The sequence below is a fragment of the Bacteroidales bacterium genome, from assembly GCA_016709865.1.
In the GTDB taxonomy this organism is placed as follows: domain Bacteria; phylum Bacteroidota; class Bacteroidia; order Bacteroidales; family VadinHA17; genus LD21.
The window spans coordinates 222165-241951 of sequence record JADJLX010000006.1 but is presented as its reverse complement, the minus strand read 5'-3'; the positions used below and the strand labels follow the sequence as shown (position 1 = coordinate 241951).

Below are 19787 nucleotides of genomic sequence, written 5' to 3'. Positions count from 1 at the left end.
TTATTCTTAAATTTTGAACAAATCTGCAGAGGTCGCAAATGTAATTGCTGCAACCTCTTTTTCACTCTTCCCAAAGATCTCTGCAAGCTTTTTATTTATTATGCAAATATACGAACTCTCATTCCTTTTTCCTCTATATGGAACAGGTGCAAGGTATGGTGAATCAGTTTCCAGAATGAGGTTTTCAGGTCCGATCTCCTTAACTACTTTGTCGAGGCCCGAATTCTTAAAAGTGACTATACCACCTATGCCAAGCTTAAAACCAAGGTCAAGAGCTTTCTCCGCGTCTTCAATCGTTCCGGTAAATGCATGCAGTACACCCTTTAATCCTTTGCCCCTGAATTCTTCAAGTACACTGAAGACCTCCGGGAATGATTCGCGGGAATGGATAACCACCGGTAACTCTTTTTTCAGGGCAAAAGAGATTTGTCTCCTGAGTGCAATCATCTGTTCCTTAAGAAAGGTTTTATCCCAGTAAAGATCTATGCCAATCTCACCTATAGCTATGAACTTATGTTCTTCGAAAAGCTTCTCAAGGATATCAAGCTGCTGTAAGTAATCTTCCTTAACAGAAGTAGGATGCAGACCTATCATGGGAAGACAAATATTCCGGTATCTCTCTTCTGCAGATAGCATACTGTTAACCGAATTCACATCAATATTTGGCATTAGCATCTTTACGACGCCGTTGCTGACTGATCTCTCTACTGCTTCGTCTCTGTCAGTATCGAATTCAGGAAGGTAGATATGTGTATGAGTGTCAATAAGAAACATCAAACAACCCCCTGTGCAATCATGGCATTTGCGACTTTCACAAAACCTCCGATATTAGCTCCGTCGACATAATTAATAAATCCATTCTCCTTGGTGCCGTATTTTACACATGTTTTGTGAATATTCTTCATGATTGTCTGAAGCTTTTCATCTACTTCTTCTCTCGACCATGGCAAACGCATCGAGTTCTGGGTCATCTCAAGTCCCGAAGTTGCTACACCGCCAGCATTTGCAGCTTTCCCCGGTCCATACAGGATCTCTGCTTTAAGGAATACCTCTACCGCTTCAGGTGTTGATGGCATATTGGCTCCCTCAGAAACGCAGATGCAACCGTTGTTTACCAGCAGCCTCGCTTCTTCCTCATTTATTTCATTCTGGGTCGCATTCGGCATTGCTATATCACATTTGATGATCCAGGGTCTTTTCCCTTCGTAGTACTCAACGCCATATTTTTCAGCATACTCTTTAATCCTTCCCCTCCTGACATTTTTCAGGTCCATTATATACTGAAGTTTTTCAGCATCAATTCCTTTAGGATCATAGATGAATCCGTTTGAATCTGACGATGTTACTACTTTGCCTCCGAATTGTGTTACTTTTTCAGTGGCATACTGAGCTACATTTCCTGATCCTGAGATGCAAACCGTTTTCCCCTTAATACTGTCACCTCTGGTGGCCAGCATCTCCTGTGCAAAATAGGTTGCTCCGTAGCCGGTTGCTTCGGGACGAATAAGAGATCCTCCCCATTCTATTCCTTTGCCGGTAAGCACACCCGTAAATTCATTTTTCAGTCTTTTATACTGGCCAAAAAGAAAGCCAATTTCTCTTCCGCCTACTCCAATATCACCTGCCGGGACATCAGTGTCGGCACCAATATGACGGAACAGCTCCGACATAAAACTCTGACAGAATCTCATAACCTCGTTATCAGATTTTCCTTTGGGATCAAAGTCAGATCCGCCCTTGCCTCCGCCCATAGGCAGAGTTGTAAGGCTGTTTTTAAATACCTGCTCGAAAGCAAGGAATTTAAGAATTCCGAGATTCACCGTGGGATGGAGCCTTAGGCCGCCCTTATACGGACCAATGGCACTATTCATTTCAATTCTGTATCCGCGATTTATCTGAATCTCCCCTTTGTCGTCAAGCCATGGAACCCTGAAGATGATTGTCCTCTCAGGTTCCGCCATCCTTTCCAGGATCTTGGCATGTTTATACTTTGGATTTTCCTCAATGAAGGGAATAAGTGATTCTGCAACTTCCTGAACAGCCTGATGAAACTCATTTTCACCAGGGTTCCTGGCTTTGATCATAGCCATAAACTGCTGTACTCTCGGATCCATAATTGAAAATTATTAAGTTAAAGGTCAATATACAGGTTAAATATATAAAAAATAAATAATTTTCGTAGAGTTTGCTGAAAATTATTAAGAAGGAAGACGGAAGGTAGGAATTTCGGATTTCGGATTGTGGATTTCGGATTTGAATTTCCGCAAACCGCAATCCGCAATCCGCAATTTTTTTATCCTGGTCGATAAAGGTTCCCGGGGAAGCATTTCACAAGGCCTTTGAATTCCATCTGGAGCAGGAGAGAGGATAATTTATAGACAGGTATTTCAAGTCCCCTGCAGATGCTGTCTATTGTAAGTTCTCCCTCTTTGGATATTAGTTCGTAGATTAGTTTCTCATTGTCATCAAGCTCAGAAAACAGTGTTCTCTGAACTGGTGGTTTTGCCTTCTCAGGCTTCCAGTCGAGGACATATTCGATATCTTCAGCGCATTCAATCAGGGCAGCTTTATTGCTTTTAATAAGGCTATTGCAGCCTGCAGACCATTGATCTTCAGGTCTTCCGGGAACTGCCAGTACATCACGGTTATAAGAATTGGCTATGTCTGCCGTGATAAGCGCTCCTCCCTTAATTCCCGATTCAACAACCAGAGTAGCATCTGATAGTCCTGCAATTATTCTGTTCCTTTTAATAAAATTGTTACGTTCAGGCAGTGCATCGGATATGAAGTCAGAGAGTAGTCCTCCCTGTTTTATTATTGATTTTGCTGTTGAAGAATGAATTGAAGGGTAAATTGTTTTAAACCCATGGGCAAGGACTCCAATTGTTTGAAGTTTATTTGCAAGTGCGGCTTTATGCGCAGCTATGTCGATTCCGTATGCCAAACCACTGGATATAATAAGGTCAGGATGTCCGGCAGCAAGTCCTCCGATTATCTTATCGCATAGCTCTTTCCCTCTTCCAGTGGCATTACGTGTACCTACTACACTTAATATTTTACCTGCATTCAGATCGCAGTTTCCTTTAAAAAAGAATACTACAGGAGAATCATCACATTGTCTCAGACGGTAGGGATAGTCGTTATCAAGATAAAAGAAGGTTTTTATGTTATTTGCAGTTACATAGTCTGCTTCTTTCTCAGCGGTTTCAAGGTAGGTCCTGTCACTGATATATTTTGCTAATCCTGAGCCAATACCAGGTATTTTAATAAGATTTCCGTATGGTTCGCTGAAGACAGCTTCTACACTTCCAAAATGTGATACAAGTTTGCGGGCATTAATATCACCAATACGCGGAATAAGCCCCAGAGCAATTTTATGCTTTAGTAATACATCTGACATAGCACCAGAAAATTGAGACACCTAAAGATAAAAAAAAGAGCTTGGAATCCAGCTCTTTAATAATTTTAATTTATACAAATGTTATAAAGGTGCTAGTTGCTGGGTGCTGGGTATTGCAAACAAGCACCCAGTACCCAGTACCCAGTACCCAGCACCTAGATCACACCCATATCCAGCATTGAATTTGCGACCTTCAGGAAGCCGGCAATATTGGCACCCTTTACATAGTCAACATATCCATCTTCTTTTTTACCGTATTTAACACACTGTCCGTGTATATTGCACATGATCTCATGCAGACGGTCATCAACCTCCTGACGGTTCCAGCGAAGTTTCATTGAGTTTTGAGTCATCTCAAGTCCTGATGTAGCCACACCACCTGCATTTGATGCTTTGCCAGGTGCAAATAATATTTTGTTCTTGTGAATTATCTCAATAGCCTCAGGTGTACTTGGCATGTTAGCGCCTTCGCATATGCAGATACAGCCATTATTGATAAGTTTCTGAGCATCTTCTCCTCCCAGTTCATTCTGTGTTGCGCAGGGAAGTGCAATATCCACTTTTACTTCCCAGGGACGTTTTCCTTCATGAAACTCAACACCTTCAAATGCATATGAATAAGGTTTTACAATGTCCTCATTTGATGCACGGAGTTCAAGCATATATTCAATTTTTTTGCCGGATATTCCTTCCGGATCATATACATAACCATCTGGTCCTGATATTGTAACAACTTTGCCACCGAGTTCAGTAGCCTTCAGGGCTGCTCCCCATGCAACGTTACCAAAACCGCTGATAGCTACTCTTTTCCCCTCGAATGATTCGCCGCGTGTTGCCAGCATCTCCTTTGCAAAATAGACACAACCAAATCCTGTTGCTTCCGGACGAACGAGTGAACCGCCCCAGTTGCTTCCTTTACCTGTAAGAACTCCGGTGTGGTCACCTGCAAGCCTCTTATACATACCATATAAGAAACCAATTTCACGGCCACCAACGCCAATATCGCCGGCAGGAACGTCTGTTTCTGGTCCGATATATTTCCATAATTCGAGCATGAATGACTGGCAGAAGCGCATTACTTCAGCATTTGATTTTCCTTTAGGATCAAAATCAGAACCACCCTTACCGCCACCCATAGGGAGAGTTGTGAGTGCATTCTTGAATATTTGTTCAAAACCTAAGAATTTAAGAATTGAAAGATTTACACTCGGGTGAAACCGGAGACCACCTTTATAAGGTCCTATTGCATTATTGAACTGAATCCGATACCCAAGGTTTACTTTTACATTTCCTTCATCATCAACCCATGGAACTTTAAAAGTAATAACGCGGTCAGGTTCAATTATCCGCTCAATAATATTCGCTGAATCGAACTGAGGGTTCTCATTATAAACCTCTTCAATTGATTCCAGAACTTCTCTTACTGCCTGTAAATACTCAACCTCTCCGGGATGCTTCTTTTCGAGGTTGTTCATGATTTTATCTACGTTCATTATCTTAATTTTTTAGTTATGATCAGGAACAAAAAATGGTGAGTCAAAATTGAGAATGTTAAAGAATATTAAAAATGATAAAACTCATGTTATCAGATGATAACCTTCACGCAGGAGTGGAATACAGATTTAGTGATTTTACCATTTTGGCTCTTTCCTCCTTCGAAAGTGCACTGATATAAAAAGGAGGATACTTAGCCACTCCTTCATTGAATCGCTGGTACAAAGTTATTTTTTGTCTCAGACCAAAAAGCTCAGGTACAATTTCGTAACCTGATAAAGTCCTTTTGTCAATCTCAACTGTGTTTTTTCTTCCGCCTACTATTCCGGCGGTAAAATATCTGAAAATAATTTTCTCTGTATCATCAGAGTAGTACACATACTGATAATTCAGAATCATTGGAAGGAAGGCAATAATCAGGTAAATAGCCACCAGTATTAATGTCCAGGTTGTATCGCTCATCCCCAACAGGGGGAATTTTATAATTTTGGCTATATATGTCAATACAATATATGCCAGAAATACAACTGTTGCTGCAAAAAGCTTGATCCTGAGACTGATAATTGTCTTACTGTTGTCAAATGTCATACCTTAAATTTTATATAAAGCTAGTCTTTTATTTCCATATTTTTTGCCCCCTGCCCCCTAAAGGGGGTATATCTACATACACAAAATTAGCCCCCCTTCAGGGGGGATGGGGGCTGATTTATCTCTTCGTTTTGAAAAATTTCGTGAGTAATTCTTTGCATTCTTTTTCCATTACTCCTCCTTCCACTTTGGTTTTAGGGTGCAGCAATGAATCTGAGACTTTTCTGAATCCCTTCTTTTCATCTGATGCACCAAATACTAATCCAGATACCTGGCTCCATCCCAGTGCACCTGCGCACATTCCGCATGGCTCAAGTGTGACGTATATTGTGCAGTCTGTGAGGTACTTGCCTCCAAGCCAGTTTGTGGCTGCAGTAATGGCCTGCATTTCGGCATGCGCTGTAGGATCGCTAAGCGTTTCTGTAAGATTATGGCCGCGGGCAATAATTATATCATTACACACAATAACTGCACCCACAGGAACCTCTTGTCTTTCAAAAGCTTTTAATGCTTCTGCGAGAGCAGCTTTCATATAGTGTTCCTTTCTGTCAGGAGCCATTTTTTCAGTATTACTGCATAAAAGTAGAAAGAAAAAATGGGAATTCTCTTTCCCTCTGCTATCTGATTATTTTGTTATTTTTGCTGAAAATTAAATAGAAGGCGATGTACAGAACAAATACTTGCGGTGAGTTGACCATGACCAATATCGGGCAGGATGTTATTTTATGCGGATGGGTACAGAAGTCGAGAGATCTTGGAGGTATGACTTTCGTTGATCTGCGCGACAGGTATGGAATTACTCAGCTGGTATTTAATATGGATACCAACAAGGACTTATGCGAGAAAGCACGTAAGCTCGGGCGCGAGTTTGTTATACAGGCAAGCGGAAAAGTAAGGGAGCGCAGCAACAAGAACCTTAAGATAGCTACAGGTGAAATAGAAATCGATGTGGCAGAACTCAACATTCTGAACCGAAGTGATATCCCTCCTTTCACAATAGAGGAAGAGACAGATGGCGGAGAAGAACTCAGAATGAAATACAGGTATCTTGATCTGAGAAGAAGTTCAGTGAAGAATAATATTATCCTGCGTCATAGGTTTGCACAGGAGGTTCGCAGTTATATGGATTCGATTGGCTTTGTTGAGGTAGAAACACCTGTTCTGATAAAATCGACACCAGAAGGAGCACGCGATTTTGTTGTGCCATCGAGGATGCAGCCCGGTACCTTCTATGCCTTGCCTCAGTCGCCACAGACACTTAAGCAGTTACTTATGGTAGCCGGATTTGATAAGTATTTCCAGATTGTAAAATGCTTCAGGGATGAAGACCTCAGAGCTGACAGACAGCCTGAGTTCTCGCAGATTGATTGTGAAATGTCTTTCGTTGAAAGAAATGATATTCTTGAAACATTTGAAGGTCTTGCCAAATACCTGTTCCGTCAGATTCGGAAGACAGAATTCAATGAGCCATTTCTGAGGCTTCCGTATAGTGAGGCAATGGAGTTTTACGGTTCTGATAAGCCTGACCTTCGTTTTGGAATGAAGTTCCATGATTTTACATCACTTGTGAAAGGGCACAATTTTCCTGTGTTTGATGGCTCAGAATATGTTGGTGCAATTTGTGCAGAGGGTTGTGCAGATTATACACGTAAACAACTCGATGAGCTGACTGATTTTGTAAGACGTCCTCAGATAGGTGCCAAGGGACTAGTTTATGCGAGGTACAACACAGACGGGACTGTAAAATCTTCAGTTGATAAGTTCTATTCACCGGAAGATCTATTAAAATGGGCTTCTGCAATTAATGCTAAACCGGGCGACCTTATTCTCATTCTTGCCGGTGATAAAAAGAAAACACTGCCTGCTCTTTCTGAACTTAGACTGGAGATGGGTAACAGACTGGGATTAAGAAAGAAAGATACATTCTTTCCGTTATGGGTAATTGATTTCCCGCTTCTCGAGTGGGATGAAGAAACAAAAAGGTTCTATGCAATGCACCACCCGTTTACATCACCTGTTCCAGAGGATCTTCATCTTATGGAAACCGATCCAGGAAAGGTTCGGGCAAATGCTTACGACCTTGTAATAAACGGAGTTGAGATTGGAGGCGGGTCGATAAGGATTCATGATGCCGCCGTGCAGAAACTTATGTTTAAGGTGCTAGGATTCAGTGATTCTGAAGCACAGGAACAGTTTGGCTTTCTTCTGGATGCATTCAGATTCGGTGCTCCTCCTCATGGCGGAGTTGCTTTCGGATTCGACAGATGGGTGGCGATGTTCGGAGGTCAGGATTCAATACGCGATTTTATAGCATTCCCGAAAAATAATTCAGGCAGAGATGTGATGCTTGAGACTCCTTCGGCTATTTCGGAAAAGCAGCTCGATGAACTTCAGCTCGTTTTAGGTAAAAAGAAATAAGGATATCCGGTTTTATTTATTCTTAATCTTTGTGCTAATAAGCACTACCCCTCCGAATCCCCGTGATCCGTACATTGAGGCGGAGGAACCTTTGAGCACCTCTATTGATTCAACTGAGGTCGGTGAGATATCTGCGATAGACTGAACATAAACACCATCAACAACAAGAAGTGCAGGGACACTTCCATCGAGTGTTTTAGATCCCTGTATAATTATATAGTCTCCGTTAACTTTAACTCCCGATACTTCTCTTTGTATCATGTCATAGATTGAGGAATAAGATGCATACTTTTTATTTGTTCCGTCAATCTTGCTTATATCGGTAGTTACATCTTTCTTCTTAACCACCCTGTAACCTGTGTTTATAGCTTCATCTCCTGCTTCAATTTCTTCATCTACTGGTTGCCCCGCTGCAGCTGTACTGAAATTGAAATCTATTTTAATCCTGCCGTTAATGTCTTCTTCACGGACACCGTTTCCAAAGGTAAATACTCCGATCTTCAGAGCATTCGGTTTCACTTTGACGCTATACTTGCCCTCAGCATCAGTTACTGAGCTGGTTTTAATATTGTCGATCATTATTATACCATTTGCAATGGGCTTTTTGTCAACACCAAGAACGGTACCTGTGATTGTAACTTTTTTGCTTTTTTGGGCTGGACTTACCTGAAAGCAGAAAAGAGAAAGCAGGATTACAAAGAAAATTTTATTTTTCATTACTTTGGTTTTATAAGTCTGGCGACTTTATTTTTTCTCCCCCTGGATAAGGTCAATCAGAATAACACCATTAGCCCCTCGTGAACCATATATTGATGCAGAAGACCCTTTAAGTACCTGTATTGATTTCACCATATTTGGCTGTATACCTTCAAGTGTTGACACAACAACTCCGTCAACTACCAGAAGAGGCTCTGTTCCGCTCTGAAAAGAGGATGCTCCCTGAATCTTTATTGAGGTACCAGTCACCTGAACTCCGGGTTTCCCTTTTAGCATATCATAAATGGTACGGTATGATTCATATTTAGTGTCTTTACCGTCAATTTTACTGACATTAGTCAGCAGATCTTTCTGCTTAACAGTGCCGTAGCCGATATTTACATCTTCCTCACCGGCTTTATTTTTCTGCTGATTTGAATCAGCCTGGCTGTTTATCTTAAGAGAGAAGTTCACAACCGATTTACCATCAATAGGTAACTCGGTAAGGTTTCCGGAAACAGTCATTACACTTACAGTTTTGGCCCCCGGCGATACTTTTACCTTATAAACTCCTTTACTGTTGGATGTCTTTCCTGTACTCTGGTTATCTATAAAAATTGTCGCACCTGAAACAGGTTTCTGATTTATATCGGTAATTGTACCAGTAATCTCTGTTTTCTTATTGGCTTTTTGTCCATATGAAACCGTAAAAGCGCATACTGAAAGCAGAACGAATAGCAGAAGTGTTTTTTTCATTTTAATATTATTTTTCTTTTTCTGTACCATTAATGAGATCTATACTAATAACACCATTGGAACCACGTACTCCGTAAATTGCAGCCTGTGATCCTTTAAGTACCTTGATGGACTTCACCTCAAGAGGGTTAACATTATCAATACTGTTAACAATGACCCCGTTTATGACAAACAGTGGTGTACTGCTCCCGAAGAATGAGTGTCCCTGCTGTATCTGAATACTTCTTCCGCTTACCACAACCCCGCTCACCTCAGCACGTATCATCTGGTAAATATCATTATAGGTATTCATTTTTCTTGCCTTAGGTCTTTCACTTTTTTCCGAATCAGTATCGGAGACTTCCTCCTCCGCAGCTCCGGATTTTGCCATATCTCCTTCCTTGCCACCAAGCGTAAAGTTAATCTTCGTTTGGCCGTCAATAAGGGTCTCAGCAGTTCCGAATTCTGAAGAGATTACTTTTAATTTAAAAGCAGACGGACTAACCTTTATCTTATATGAACCATCACTTTTTGTAATGTAGGCTGTTTTAACATTGTCGATATAAAAAACAGCTCCCGACACCGGCATCTGGGTGGCATTCATTACAGTACCTGAAATTGTTACAGGCTTGTCAGAATTCTTATCAGGCTTTTGGGCCATGCTTATCTGCGAAAGGCAGACAGCAGTAATCAGTGTTAAAAGTTTAAAGCACTTCATAATTTTTGCAGCATTGTTTAATGCAAGTTACATCTTAGTGCAGAAAAGAGCAAATTAATTTTATAGTTAAATACATTTACCGATCAATGTGGCTGAGGTGGATCTTTCAATTAATACTTTTACATACTCACCTTTTTTACTTGCCACAACGGGAAATACTACAACCTTATTATGTGTTGTGCGTCCGGAAAGAAACTCTGCAGATCTCTTTGAGGACCCTTCAATAAGAACATCAAATATCTTGCCAATATCACTTTTTTTTGCCCTTATTGAGAGTTTATTCTGAAGAGCTATCATTTCACATAATCTTTCAGATTTAATGGCCTCAGGAACATCATCCTTATATTTTCGTGCTGCTTTCGTGCCAGGTCTTTCACTGTACTTGAACATATAAGCAAAATCAAAACCTGCCCATTCCATAAGTGTGAGAGACTCCTGGTGATCTTCAGCTGTTTCTGTGCAGAAACCTGTTATCATATCTGTTGAAAGTGCACAGTCAGGAATGATTGAACGAATAGCCTGAACCCTGTCCATATAGAATTCCCTGGTATACTCCCTGTTCATTAGTTTAAGTATTCTGCTGCTGCCGCTCTGAGCAGGAAGATGGATGTGCTTACATATGTTTTCATGCTTTGCAATCATATGAAGAAGATCATCTGAGATGTCTTTCGGATGTGATGTTGAAAACCGTACTCTCAGAAGAGGATTTATCAAAGCGACTCTTTCGAGCAGTTCCGGAAATCCAACTTTATCTCCATTATTCCAGTTATATGAATCAACATTCTGACCCAGCAGTGTCACCTCCCTGTATCCATTATCAAAAAGTTCTTTTGCTTCTTTTACAATTGATTCCGGATTTCGGCTTCTTTCAGCTCCACGTACATAAGGCACAACGCAGTAGGCACACATATTATTACAGCCACGCATTATTGAGACAAATGATGAAACTCCGTTTCTGTCCATCCTTACCGGAGATATGTCAGAATAGGTCTCTTCCCTGGAAAGGAGTACATTCACTGCTTTATGTCCGGCTTCAGCCTCTGCCACCAAAAAGGGTAGTTCCCTGTAAGCATCAGGTCCGACAACGATATCAACAAGCTTCTCGGTCTCAAGCAGTTTTTCCTTCAGTCTTTCTGCCATGCATCCGATAACTCCAATCTTAAGCTCCTTGTTACGTTTCTTGAGATGCCCCATGTCCTTCAGTCGTCCCCAGATCCTTTGCTCGGCATTGTCGCGGATGGAACAGGTGTTTATCAGAATCAGACCTGCTTCCCCGATTTCTGTGGTTGGAGTATATCCTGATTTTGACAAAATCGACACAACGACTTCGCTATCAGCAACATTCATCTGGCAGCCGTAGGTCTCGATATATACTTTCTTACTCATTTATTATTTAGTTCTATTTATTTGAAGCTCAGGGCTCAGAGCTCAGAGCTCAGGGTTTTGCTCAGTGCACTGCGCTCTGTGCTCTGTGCTTGTCTTTCCTGCACAAATCTAGGAACTATGAGTGAGGTTTGAAAGAATTATTTAATTTTGCAACTGTATAATAAATAAATAAAATATGTCAGGTCATAGTAAGTGGTCAACGATAAAACGGAAGAAGGGTGCAATTGATGCTAAGAGGGGCAAGATATTTACCAAAATTATCAAGGAGATTATAATAGCCGCCAAAGAGGGAGGAAGCGATCCTGAAACAAATGCCCGGCTCCGTCTGGCTGTACAGAACGCAAAAGGTGCCAACATGCCCAAGGATAACATTGAAAGGGCTATTAAAAAGGCAACCGGTGCGGAAGCAGAAAGCTTTAACGAAACCACTTTTGAAGGATATGCACCATGCGGTGTTGCTGTATTTGTTGAGTGCCTGACTGATAATAACAACAGGACAGTTGCTTCTGTACGCTCTGCTTTCAATAAGCATGGTGGTAACCTTGGGACAAACGGATCACTGAGTTTCCTTTTTGACAGGAAAGGTATTTTCACAATAAATAAAGAGGATATTAACCTGGAAGAGCTGGAACTGGAGATGATCGATGCCGGAGCTGAGGATTTTGAAGTTGACGGAGATACCCTGACTGTAACCTGTGCAAAGGAGGATTTTGGCAGCGTAAACAGAAAACTGAATGATCTTGGTATAGAAGTTGAAGAGGCAGGACTTAAGAGAATCCCTAATGATTTGAAGAAGCTTGATATTGAGTCCGCAAAAAAAGTAATAAGACTTATCGATACGCTTGAAGATGATGATGATATACAGCATGTCTATCATAACCTTGAGATGACTGACGAACTTGCTGAAGAGCTGGGTTAAACTGTTCGGATAATTAATGCTATTTACTATGAAAAGACTTATTCCGGTTTTTTTCCTGATCATTTTGTTTTCGTCATGTAAAAAGACCGAAAGTGATTTCATCTGGGAAAAATCTTTCAGTAAGGGCACCGCATATTTTATTGAGTCAGCATCCGATTCGGGATATTTTGCATGTGGCGAAAAGGGTGGCAACCCATACTTTGTGCGATTTAACAAGAAGAGAAGTCAGATCATTGAGTTTGCCTCAGAGAATCCCGGATTATGGAGCTCTGCTTGGTTTGATACATCAGGTTATATTACAGGAGGTAACAGTGCAGGTAAAATTCTTCTGATGCGTTACAGCTCAAAAGGTGACATGCTTTGGGAAAAAACTATTGATGCCGGATTTAAGGTTGATTTTACTACCCTGTTTTATACCGGATCGGGTAATCTTCTGTCGGTATCAACTGCCAGTTCAGATTCTGCCGGGTCAGGAACAACATACCTCTATTTTGTAAGGTTTGATACAACAGGTAATGTAGCTTCAGAGAAGCAAACTGCTGAATCAGGATTTGTTTCAGCAAACAAAGCGGCTCTGGATAATTCAGGAAATATCTTTCTGCCTATTACGCGCAAAAACACTTTTACAAATCCAAAGGCAAGTGTCGCAAAATACAATAATCTGTTCCAGAAAATCTGGGAAACGGAGCTTTATAATAATCCGGACTTTAGTGCATCAAGTCTCGCAATATCTGCTGATGCCTCAGGTAATATTTATGTATCTGGCAATACAGAGGTTTCCGGAAAGGATGGTCTGCTTACCAATTCTTTTCTTGCCTCTCTTACTGGCAATGGAACAGTCAGGTGGAAAAAATACCTGGAGTACTACAACTCAGGTGCAGCAATGACTTTTGATGACTCAGGTAACCTGCTGATGCTCAACAGTAATTGTTATATTATTAACAGAATCGTTACTGCTAACGGAGATGATGCAGGTATTATTAAATCATTCAGTGTATGCAACTCTCAAAGCACTGATGCATTCGGGAATGATATTGCTCTCAATTATGATTCAAACGTTCTCTTAGCCGGATCGTTGGGCGGAAACTTCTTCCTTGCTCTGAAGTCATCCCAATAGAAGATTCAGGAATAAGAAAATATTTTCCTACTTTTGCGCCATGATCAGAAGCCTTTTTTTAATTCTTGTATACCTCGGACTTTCTTCCGGGATTGTAATGGCACAATCATTTATTAAGACTGCAGATCTTTTTAAAAGACCTGAAGCAGATTCACGTACCGGACAACTCAACATCTCACAGGACCCTGCTCTTGATACACTTATCAACAGGTATATTCTGATGAGTAAAAAGGTGTATAAGGAAATGAACTATTACGGGATGAACGGTTTCCGTATTCAGATCTACGCCAGTTCAAACAGAAATGCCAGGGAGGAATCAAATAAAGCCCGTGCAGATTTTATAAATAAGTTTCCTGATATTGTTTCCTATCCCGTTTATCAGCATCCGGGTTACTTTAAAATCAGAGTGGGTGACTTCAGAACCAGAACAGAAGCAACAAAATTATTCCTGATTATAAGTAAGGAGTTCCCTGATGCATATATCGTTCCGGATATTATAAACTTCCCCGACCTGAATACAAAATAATTATGAGCGACAGGATCAAGCATGAGTGCGGCATTGCAATGCTAAGATTGCGAAAGCCGATGGAGTATTATATTGAAAAATATGGTACCTGGAGTTATGGCCTTCAGAAGATGTACCTCATGATGGAGAAGCAGCATAACAGGGGGCAGGATGGCGCAGGTATAGCAGGAATAAAACTTAATGTTCAGCCCGGTAACAGATATATCTTCCGTCAGAGATCAAACCAGGCAAATCCGATCAAAGAGATTTTTGGACTTATTTATGAAGATATTGACGCACTTCTCAGAACAAACCGGGACGATTTCAGTAATCCCGATTATATAAAAGCAACAGTTCCTTTTGCCTGTGATATTTACCTCGGTCATCTCCGTTACGGAACATATGGTAATTATAATATCGACTATGTTCATCCAGTGAGCCGTGAGAATAATTACAAGTCGAAAAACCTTGTGATGGCCGGCAACTTCAATCTTACTAATGTCGGGGAAGTTTTCAGCAGTCTAGTAGAACTGGGGCAGAATCCGGTTGATTTCTCAGATACTGTTACAATACTTGAAAACATCGGACACCGGCTCGATGAGGAAAATGAAAGGATTTTCCGCAAATTCAAGGATGAGGGTTATTCGAAAAAAGAAATAACTCCGATGATCGAGAAAAATCTCGATGTTGCCTCAATACTCAGAAAAGCAAGCCGGAACTGGGATGGCGGATACGCCATGGCTGGAATGGTTGGACATGGAGATGCTTTTGTTATGAGAGACCCTGCAGGGATTAGACCTGCATTTTATTACATTGATGATGAGGTGGTTGTTGTGGCTTCTGAACGACCCGTAATTCAGACCATTTTTAATGTAAGAACCGATGATGTGCTTGAGCTTCCTCCAGCCAGTGCGATTATTATCAAGACCTCGGGAGAGACTACAATTGAAAAGATAAGAGAAGAAACAGAGCTTCGTAAGTGCTCCTTCGAAAGGATCTATTTTTCAAGAGGAACAGATAAAAATATCTACAGGGAAAGGAAGAAACTCGGAGAACTTCTTACAAATCCTGTTCTGAAATCAGTCGGATATGATCTCGACCATACAGTTTTTTCGTATATCCCTAATACTGCTGAAAGTGCATTCTACGGGCTGATTAAAGGTGTTGAAGATTACCTTAACCAGGTAAAAGTTGATCATATTGCCAGCAGGGGAAGTTACCTTACAAGGGAGGAACTGGAGAAGATCATCAAACAGCGGCCAAGAGTTGAAAAGATTGCAGTAAAAGATGCTAAACTCCGTACGTTCATTACTGAGGATAAAGGCCGTGACGATCTTGTCGGACATGTCTATGATGTTACTTATGGGGTGATCAGGCGCGGTGTTGATAACCTTGTTGTTATTGATGATTCAATCGTAAGGGGAACAACTCTCAAGAAAAGTATTATCAGGATCCTTGATAAGCTTGATCCAAAGAAGATTGTCGTTGTATCTTCTTCACCTCAATTGAGATACCCCGATTGTTATGGTATCGACATGGCAAAGCTGGGTGACTTTATTGCATTCAAAGCTGCAATCAAATTGCTCAAAGATACCGGTCGCGAATCTCTGATCACTACAGTATATAACGCAGCTATTGAAGAACTGAAAAAACCGGTCGACGAAATGAAAAATGTTGTCCGTGAAATTTACAAGCCTTTCACTACTGAGGAAATCTCGGCGAAGATCTCAGAAATGCTTAAATCAGAGGAGATTAAATCGGAAGTTGAAATAGTATTTCAATCGATTGAAGGACTGCATGAAGCTTGTCCGGGTCACCTGGGCGACTGGTACTTTACAGGTAATTATCCAACACCTGGCGGCAATAAAGTTGCCAACCAGTCATTCAAAAACTATATTGAGGGAAGGAATGTAAGGGCTTACTGATTCTCGTGAGAGAACCAGGTAATCTCAAAGTCTTTTTTATATGAAGAGAGATGCCTGTTGATCTTTTCAACATAGATATCCCGGAGTGTTATCATAATGCCTGTTTCTTCTACGTCACCGAACTTATGATTTAGGAAGGTGCCGAAAGTGCGCATGGTTGGTGAAAGGTTCATGTAGGCATTAATAAGCGGGGGGATATTCTCACCTAGGTTTCTTACCTCTCTTGAAAGAATTTTATAGTTTTCCTTATATCTCCATTTCCTGAAAAGTTTTTTCATCTCATCCTGATGGATCTCGATATGTGCAGGGTCCTTAGGAATAACAAGTCCGTCAGGGTCGTTAAAGTGTCTTTTAAGAAAATAGAGAATCATATCCCTGGCTTTCTGGTTGAAATGTGGGTACATTGTAACCTTCCCGAAGAGATATTTAAGATGGTGATTATCAATGATAATGGCGCCAAGTCCGTCCCAAAGGTTATCGAGGGCAAAGAGGCTTTTTCTTCCCATGGCCCGCGACTGATAATCGGGGTGGACAAAAGAACGTCCGAGTTCCATAAGATGAGGATAGTATTTTGAGAGAAATTTGTCAGAAAAGTGAAAATACGACGATGATGCGAGTCTTGTGATATCGCAGTCGGTACACCCTTTCTCAGGGAAATAGAACCTGTAGCCGCCAATTATCTCTTTGTTCTCCGGGTCCCAGACTATAAGCTGTCGCTGAGGATTAACCTTAGCTGTGTCAAAATCATCGATATCTATTGCCTTGCCGGTACCGCCTCCTGCATGCCTGAAGGTCAGCTCTCTGACCCTTCCAACTTCATGCATAAGTGTCGGAGAACTGTTATTGTCAAAGATATAAACCTCGTTGTTTCCGTTATTGGTCTTGCGGAGAAGCTTATCAGGGGTCAATTCGGAAATGATCTGGTCCTTTGGTAACTGGGCAACAACGGGTTCCATTTAACAGTATTAAGAGTTTAAAAATCCGACTTGAAAATTCGAAATTTAGAATGCAATTTACTCTTTTTTTTTGTTTTGTAATTACCGGGGGATAAATGATTCCAGCTCATATGACTTTGATTTGACCCATTCAGCCCATTGGGGAGCCGTTTTCGTTTTATCAAACGTCTGCCAGGGGATAGGTTTCCCGAAAACAAGTATTATCTCTTTTCCTTTCTGCCTGAACATCTCATCGGCAAGATAAAGCATCTCAATATTTACTTTTATCCCGAGAAGTTTTCTGATCCTGGCAAGGTTATAAAAGAAGTTCGAATTCCTTCCCGAAAAGAATGCGGGGATTACGTCTCTTTTATGCTGTATAGCCTTTGATATAAAGCTTTTATGCCACTGCAGATCTTTTATTACTCCTCCTTTTTTTCTGGAACATAAACCTGCCGGGAAGTAGAGAATCTGATCATTTGAGGCATATGATTCTTCAATGCTTTTTGCCGCAGCACGATCCTGCAGTCCATGCTTGTTTACAGGAAGAAAAATGCCTGACAGATTTTCAATATTGGTGAGTATGTCATTAACCGGGAATTTTATTACAGGAAAATGTTTTGACAATTCCGATATAAAAACCAATCCGTCAAGTCCTCCCAGAGGATGGTTGGAAACGAATATATTTCTCCCTCCTGCAGGTATGTTTTCAGTGCCTTTAACTGTGTATGTGATTTCAAAAAATCTCAGACCTGCATCAATTAACTGTGCATCTTTCAGATGTCCAGATTCTTCAAGGAAACTGTTCAGATCGTCCTGATGCACAATCTTTTTAAGGTAGTTGACTATAAAAGGAGGAATAGTTTTTGCCAGAGTCGGATTTTTTGACCGGAGTACTTTTTCGACATCAATTTTACTCTTTACCGGAGAAATGCTCATTATCCCAGCCTTATTGAAAAATTAGATTCAAATTTATTTAAAAAAACAATAACCAGGTATAGTTAATTCAGATTCCCACAATTAAAATACCTCTCCCCAACCCCTCCCCCAGGAGGGAGGGGCTAATTAATTGACTATATTTTTCTTCCCCCCTTCTCTCCCGGGAGAAGGGGGCAGGGGATGAGGCATTATTAAAAGTTATTAACAACAATGTAAAAAAGTGGGGCAAAGTGGAGTAAAGTGGATAATTTTTATTTATTTTAGCCTTTTATTTAAAAAGCGAGGATGGCCACATTCATAGGTGATTACACGTGCAAGGCGGATGTCAAGGGGAGGATAATCCTTCCGGCGGCATTCAAAAAGCAGATGCCTGCTGATGCACAGGATCATTTTGTGGTGCGGAAAGACATCTTCGAAAACTGCCTGGTGCTCTATTCAATTGAAGACTGGAACAGGCAGCTCGACAAGATCCGCAAAAAAATAAATCCTTACAATCGGGAGCATAATCAATTCCTGAGAAATTTCTTCAAGGGTACTGCTGAACTCTCGCTTGATAACAACAACCGTCTTCTGATACCGAAAAGATTAATGGATCTTATCGGTGCACAGCGCGATGTTGTTCTTGCCGGACAGGACGGAAGAATTGAAATATGGGCTGCAGACATCTATGAGAAAATTGATATGCCTGCTGAAGATTTTGCCAACCTGGCTGAAAAACTTTTGGGTGGTAGTATAAATGATCCTGAAGCGTAATGGTTTACCATATTCCCGCACTGCTCAAAGAGAGTATTGATGGGCTGAATATCCGGCCCGACGGGATTTATGTCGACGTTACTTTCGGAGGCGGAGGACATTCAATGGAGATTCTGAAACGTCTCAAAACAGGAAAACTGATCGCATTTGATCAGGATGAAGATGCCGCTGCAAATGTTCCGGGAGATGAACGGTTTCTCTTTCTCGGTCAGAATTTCCGGTTCCTGAAAAACAATCTTCTTTTCAATAACATAGATGCTGTCGATGGACTGATTGCAGACCTTGGTGTCTCATTCCATCAGTTCGATGAGCCCGACAGGGGTTTTACTTTCCGTCAGGACGCACCTCTCGACATGAGAATGAATAAAAGCGGAAAAGTAACTGCAGCCATGCTTCTTAATACACTTGAAGAATCAGATCTGGCTGACATATTCTACAGGTTTGGCGAGCTTCAGAATTCTCGCAGAATAGCAAAGGAGATTGCTTTCGCAAGAGCAAGGAAACCTATTGAATCGGTTAATGATATGATCGAAGCAATCGGAAAACTTGCTCCTTTCAGGCAGGAACATAAGTTCTACGCCCGTGTATTTCAGGCTCTTCGTATTGCTGTGAATCACGAGATTGATTATCTGCAGGAAATGCTGGAACAGGCTCTGGAAATGCTTAATCCGGGAGGAAGACTTGTAACAATAACCTATCATTCGCTTGAAGACAGGGTGGTTAAGAACTTCATGAAAACCGGAAATTTTGAAGGGGAGGAGAAGAAAGATTTTTATGGGAATATAGAGACTCCTTTCAGAATAATAAATAAAAAAGGGACTATTCCCGGCGATGAGGAGATTGCAAACAACAACAGGTCGAGAAGTGCACGGCTGAGGATAGCAGAAAAGATCTGAGAGATGGCAGAAGAAACAGAAGATAAAAAAAAGCATATAACCACCGGTGCATTTGTAAAAGAGCTCCTCAGTGGGACTATGGTTTCAGAAAAACTGATCCTGAAGAATCTCGGATATGTATCTCTGGTAACTCTCCTGCTGGCAGTTTATATAGCAAACAGATTTCATGCAGAAAAGATTACAAGGGAGACTTCGAAAGTCCTCAGGGAAGTTAAAGATCTTAAATCTGAATCGCTCTCAACTTCAGCTGATCTGATGTATGTGAGCCGACAGTCGGAGGTATACAGATTGGTAAGGGAGAGGGGACTGAACCTTGAGGAACTCAAAGCTCCACCGTATAAACTTTTAGTGAATAAGAAATAG

At 41.1% G+C, this 19787-nt stretch carries 20 protein-coding genes; 8 read left to right on the top strand and 12 right to left on the bottom strand.

Annotation, left to right across the window (positions count from 1 at the left end; translation table 11 throughout):
- Positions 1-6 precede the first annotated feature (6 nt).
- From IPJ16_17435 to IPJ16_17410, 6 genes are all read right to left on the bottom strand, one after another.
- Positions 7-774 carry a TatD family hydrolase gene (locus tag IPJ16_17435; protein MBK7628951.1) on the bottom strand — a complete coding sequence of 256 codons (768 nt, stop codon included), beginning with the start codon at positions 772-774 and terminating at the stop codon, positions 7-9.
- Entirely contained in the window at positions 774-2114 is a 1341-nt protein-coding gene (gdhA, locus tag IPJ16_17430) for an NADP-specific glutamate dehydrogenase (GenBank protein ID MBK7628950.1), read from the bottom strand. Before gdhA (IPJ16_17430) ends, IPJ16_17435 begins: the two co-directional genes overlap by 1 nt.
- Before the next feature lie 179 nt (positions 2115-2293).
- Positions 2294-3400 (bottom strand): DNA-protecting protein DprA, encoded by a 1107-nt coding sequence (dprA, locus tag IPJ16_17425; protein MBK7628949.1) that lies wholly within the window; start codon positions 3398-3400, stop codon positions 2294-2296.
- A 155-nt stretch (positions 3401-3555) separates the two neighbouring features.
- Positions 3556-4893: an NADP-specific glutamate dehydrogenase gene (gene gdhA, locus IPJ16_17420; protein MBK7628948.1), complete on the bottom strand. Its 1338-nt coding sequence runs from the start codon at positions 4891-4893 to the stop codon at positions 3556-3558.
- Between the two features lie 106 nt (positions 4894-4999).
- Entirely contained in the window at positions 5000-5482 is a 483-nt protein-coding gene (locus IPJ16_17415) for a hypothetical protein (GenBank protein MBK7628947.1), read from the bottom strand.
- A gap of 118 nt (positions 5483-5600) precedes the next feature.
- The gene (locus IPJ16_17410; protein ID MBK7628946.1) at positions 5601-6041 is read right to left on the bottom strand and encodes a nucleoside deaminase; all 441 of its coding nucleotides are present in this window, start codon (positions 6039-6041) and stop codon (positions 5601-5603) included.
- A gap of 104 nt (positions 6042-6145) precedes the next feature.
- On the opposite strand from IPJ16_17410, the gene aspS reads away from it, so the two are divergent.
- Complete coding sequence (gene aspS / locus IPJ16_17405; GenBank protein ID MBK7628945.1) at positions 6146-7900, top strand: aspartate--tRNA ligase; 1755 nt, start codon at positions 6146-6148, stop codon at positions 7898-7900.
- Between the two features lie 12 nt (positions 7901-7912).
- Here the strand turns inward: aspS and IPJ16_17400 are convergent, their stop codons facing one another.
- The 4 genes from IPJ16_17400 to miaB form a co-directional block, all read right to left on the bottom strand.
- Complete coding sequence (locus tag IPJ16_17400; GenBank protein MBK7628944.1) at positions 7913-8617, bottom strand: TonB-dependent receptor plug domain-containing protein; 705 nt, start codon at positions 8615-8617, stop codon at positions 7913-7915.
- 27 nt (positions 8618-8644) lie between these two features.
- Positions 8645-9352 carry a TonB-dependent receptor plug domain-containing protein gene (locus IPJ16_17395; protein MBK7628943.1) on the bottom strand — a complete coding sequence of 236 codons (708 nt, stop codon included), beginning with the start codon at positions 9350-9352 and terminating at the stop codon, positions 8645-8647.
- Positions 9353-9359: 7 nt separating this feature from the next.
- A complete protein-coding gene (locus IPJ16_17390; GenBank protein ID MBK7628942.1) occupies positions 9360-10049 on the bottom strand; it encodes a TonB-dependent receptor plug domain-containing protein in 690 nt (229 codons plus the stop codon).
- A 66-nt stretch (positions 10050-10115) separates the two neighbouring features.
- Complete coding sequence (gene miaB, locus IPJ16_17385) at positions 10116-11435, bottom strand: tRNA (N6-isopentenyl adenosine(37)-C2)-methylthiotransferase MiaB (protein ID MBK7628941.1); 1320 nt, start codon at positions 11433-11435, stop codon at positions 10116-10118.
- A 175-nt stretch (positions 11436-11610) separates the two neighbouring features.
- Between miaB and IPJ16_17380 the strand changes: the two genes are divergently transcribed.
- The 4 genes from IPJ16_17380 to IPJ16_17365 are packed head-to-tail and all read left to right on the top strand — an operon-like array spanning position 11611 to position 15901.
- On the top strand, positions 11611-12354 hold the full coding sequence (locus tag IPJ16_17380; protein MBK7628940.1) for a YebC/PmpR family DNA-binding transcriptional regulator: 744 nt from the start codon (positions 11611-11613) through the stop codon (positions 12352-12354).
- A 28-nt stretch (positions 12355-12382) separates the two neighbouring features.
- Entirely contained in the window at positions 12383-13471 is a 1089-nt protein-coding gene (locus tag IPJ16_17375; GenBank protein MBK7628939.1) for a hypothetical protein, read from the top strand.
- A gap of 40 nt (positions 13472-13511) precedes the next feature.
- A complete protein-coding gene (locus IPJ16_17370) occupies positions 13512-13997 on the top strand; it encodes an SPOR domain-containing protein (GenBank protein MBK7628938.1) in 486 nt (161 codons plus the stop codon).
- A 2-nt stretch (positions 13998-13999) separates the two neighbouring features.
- Positions 14000-15901 (top strand): amidophosphoribosyltransferase, encoded by a 1902-nt coding sequence (locus tag IPJ16_17365; protein MBK7628937.1) that lies wholly within the window; start codon positions 14000-14002, stop codon positions 15899-15901.
- Here the strand turns inward: IPJ16_17365 and IPJ16_17360 are convergent.
- A complete protein-coding gene (locus IPJ16_17360) occupies positions 15895-16857 on the bottom strand; it encodes a GNAT family N-acetyltransferase (protein MBK7628936.1) in 963 nt (320 codons plus the stop codon). The genes IPJ16_17365 and IPJ16_17360 overlap by 7 nt on opposite strands.
- Before the next feature lie 81 nt (positions 16858-16938).
- Positions 16939-17775: a 1-acyl-sn-glycerol-3-phosphate acyltransferase gene (locus tag IPJ16_17355; protein MBK7628935.1), complete on the bottom strand. Its 837-nt coding sequence runs from the start codon at positions 17773-17775 to the stop codon at positions 16939-16941.
- Between the two features lie 285 nt (positions 17776-18060).
- Between IPJ16_17355 and IPJ16_17350 the strand changes: the two genes are divergently transcribed.
- The 3 genes from IPJ16_17350 to IPJ16_17340 are packed head-to-tail and all read left to right on the top strand — an operon-like array spanning position 18061 to position 19787.
- A complete protein-coding gene (locus IPJ16_17350; protein MBK7628934.1) occupies positions 18061-18528 on the top strand; it encodes a division/cell wall cluster transcriptional repressor MraZ in 468 nt (155 codons plus the stop codon).
- On the top strand, positions 18528-19424 hold the full coding sequence (gene rsmH / locus IPJ16_17345; protein MBK7628933.1) for a 16S rRNA (cytosine(1402)-N(4))-methyltransferase RsmH: 897 nt from the start codon (positions 18528-18530) through the stop codon (positions 19422-19424). The genes IPJ16_17350 and rsmH overlap by 1 nt, the downstream gene beginning before the upstream one ends.
- Positions 19425-19427: 3 nt before the next feature.
- Complete coding sequence (locus IPJ16_17340; protein MBK7628932.1) at positions 19428-19787, top strand: hypothetical protein; 360 nt, start codon at positions 19428-19430, stop codon at positions 19785-19787.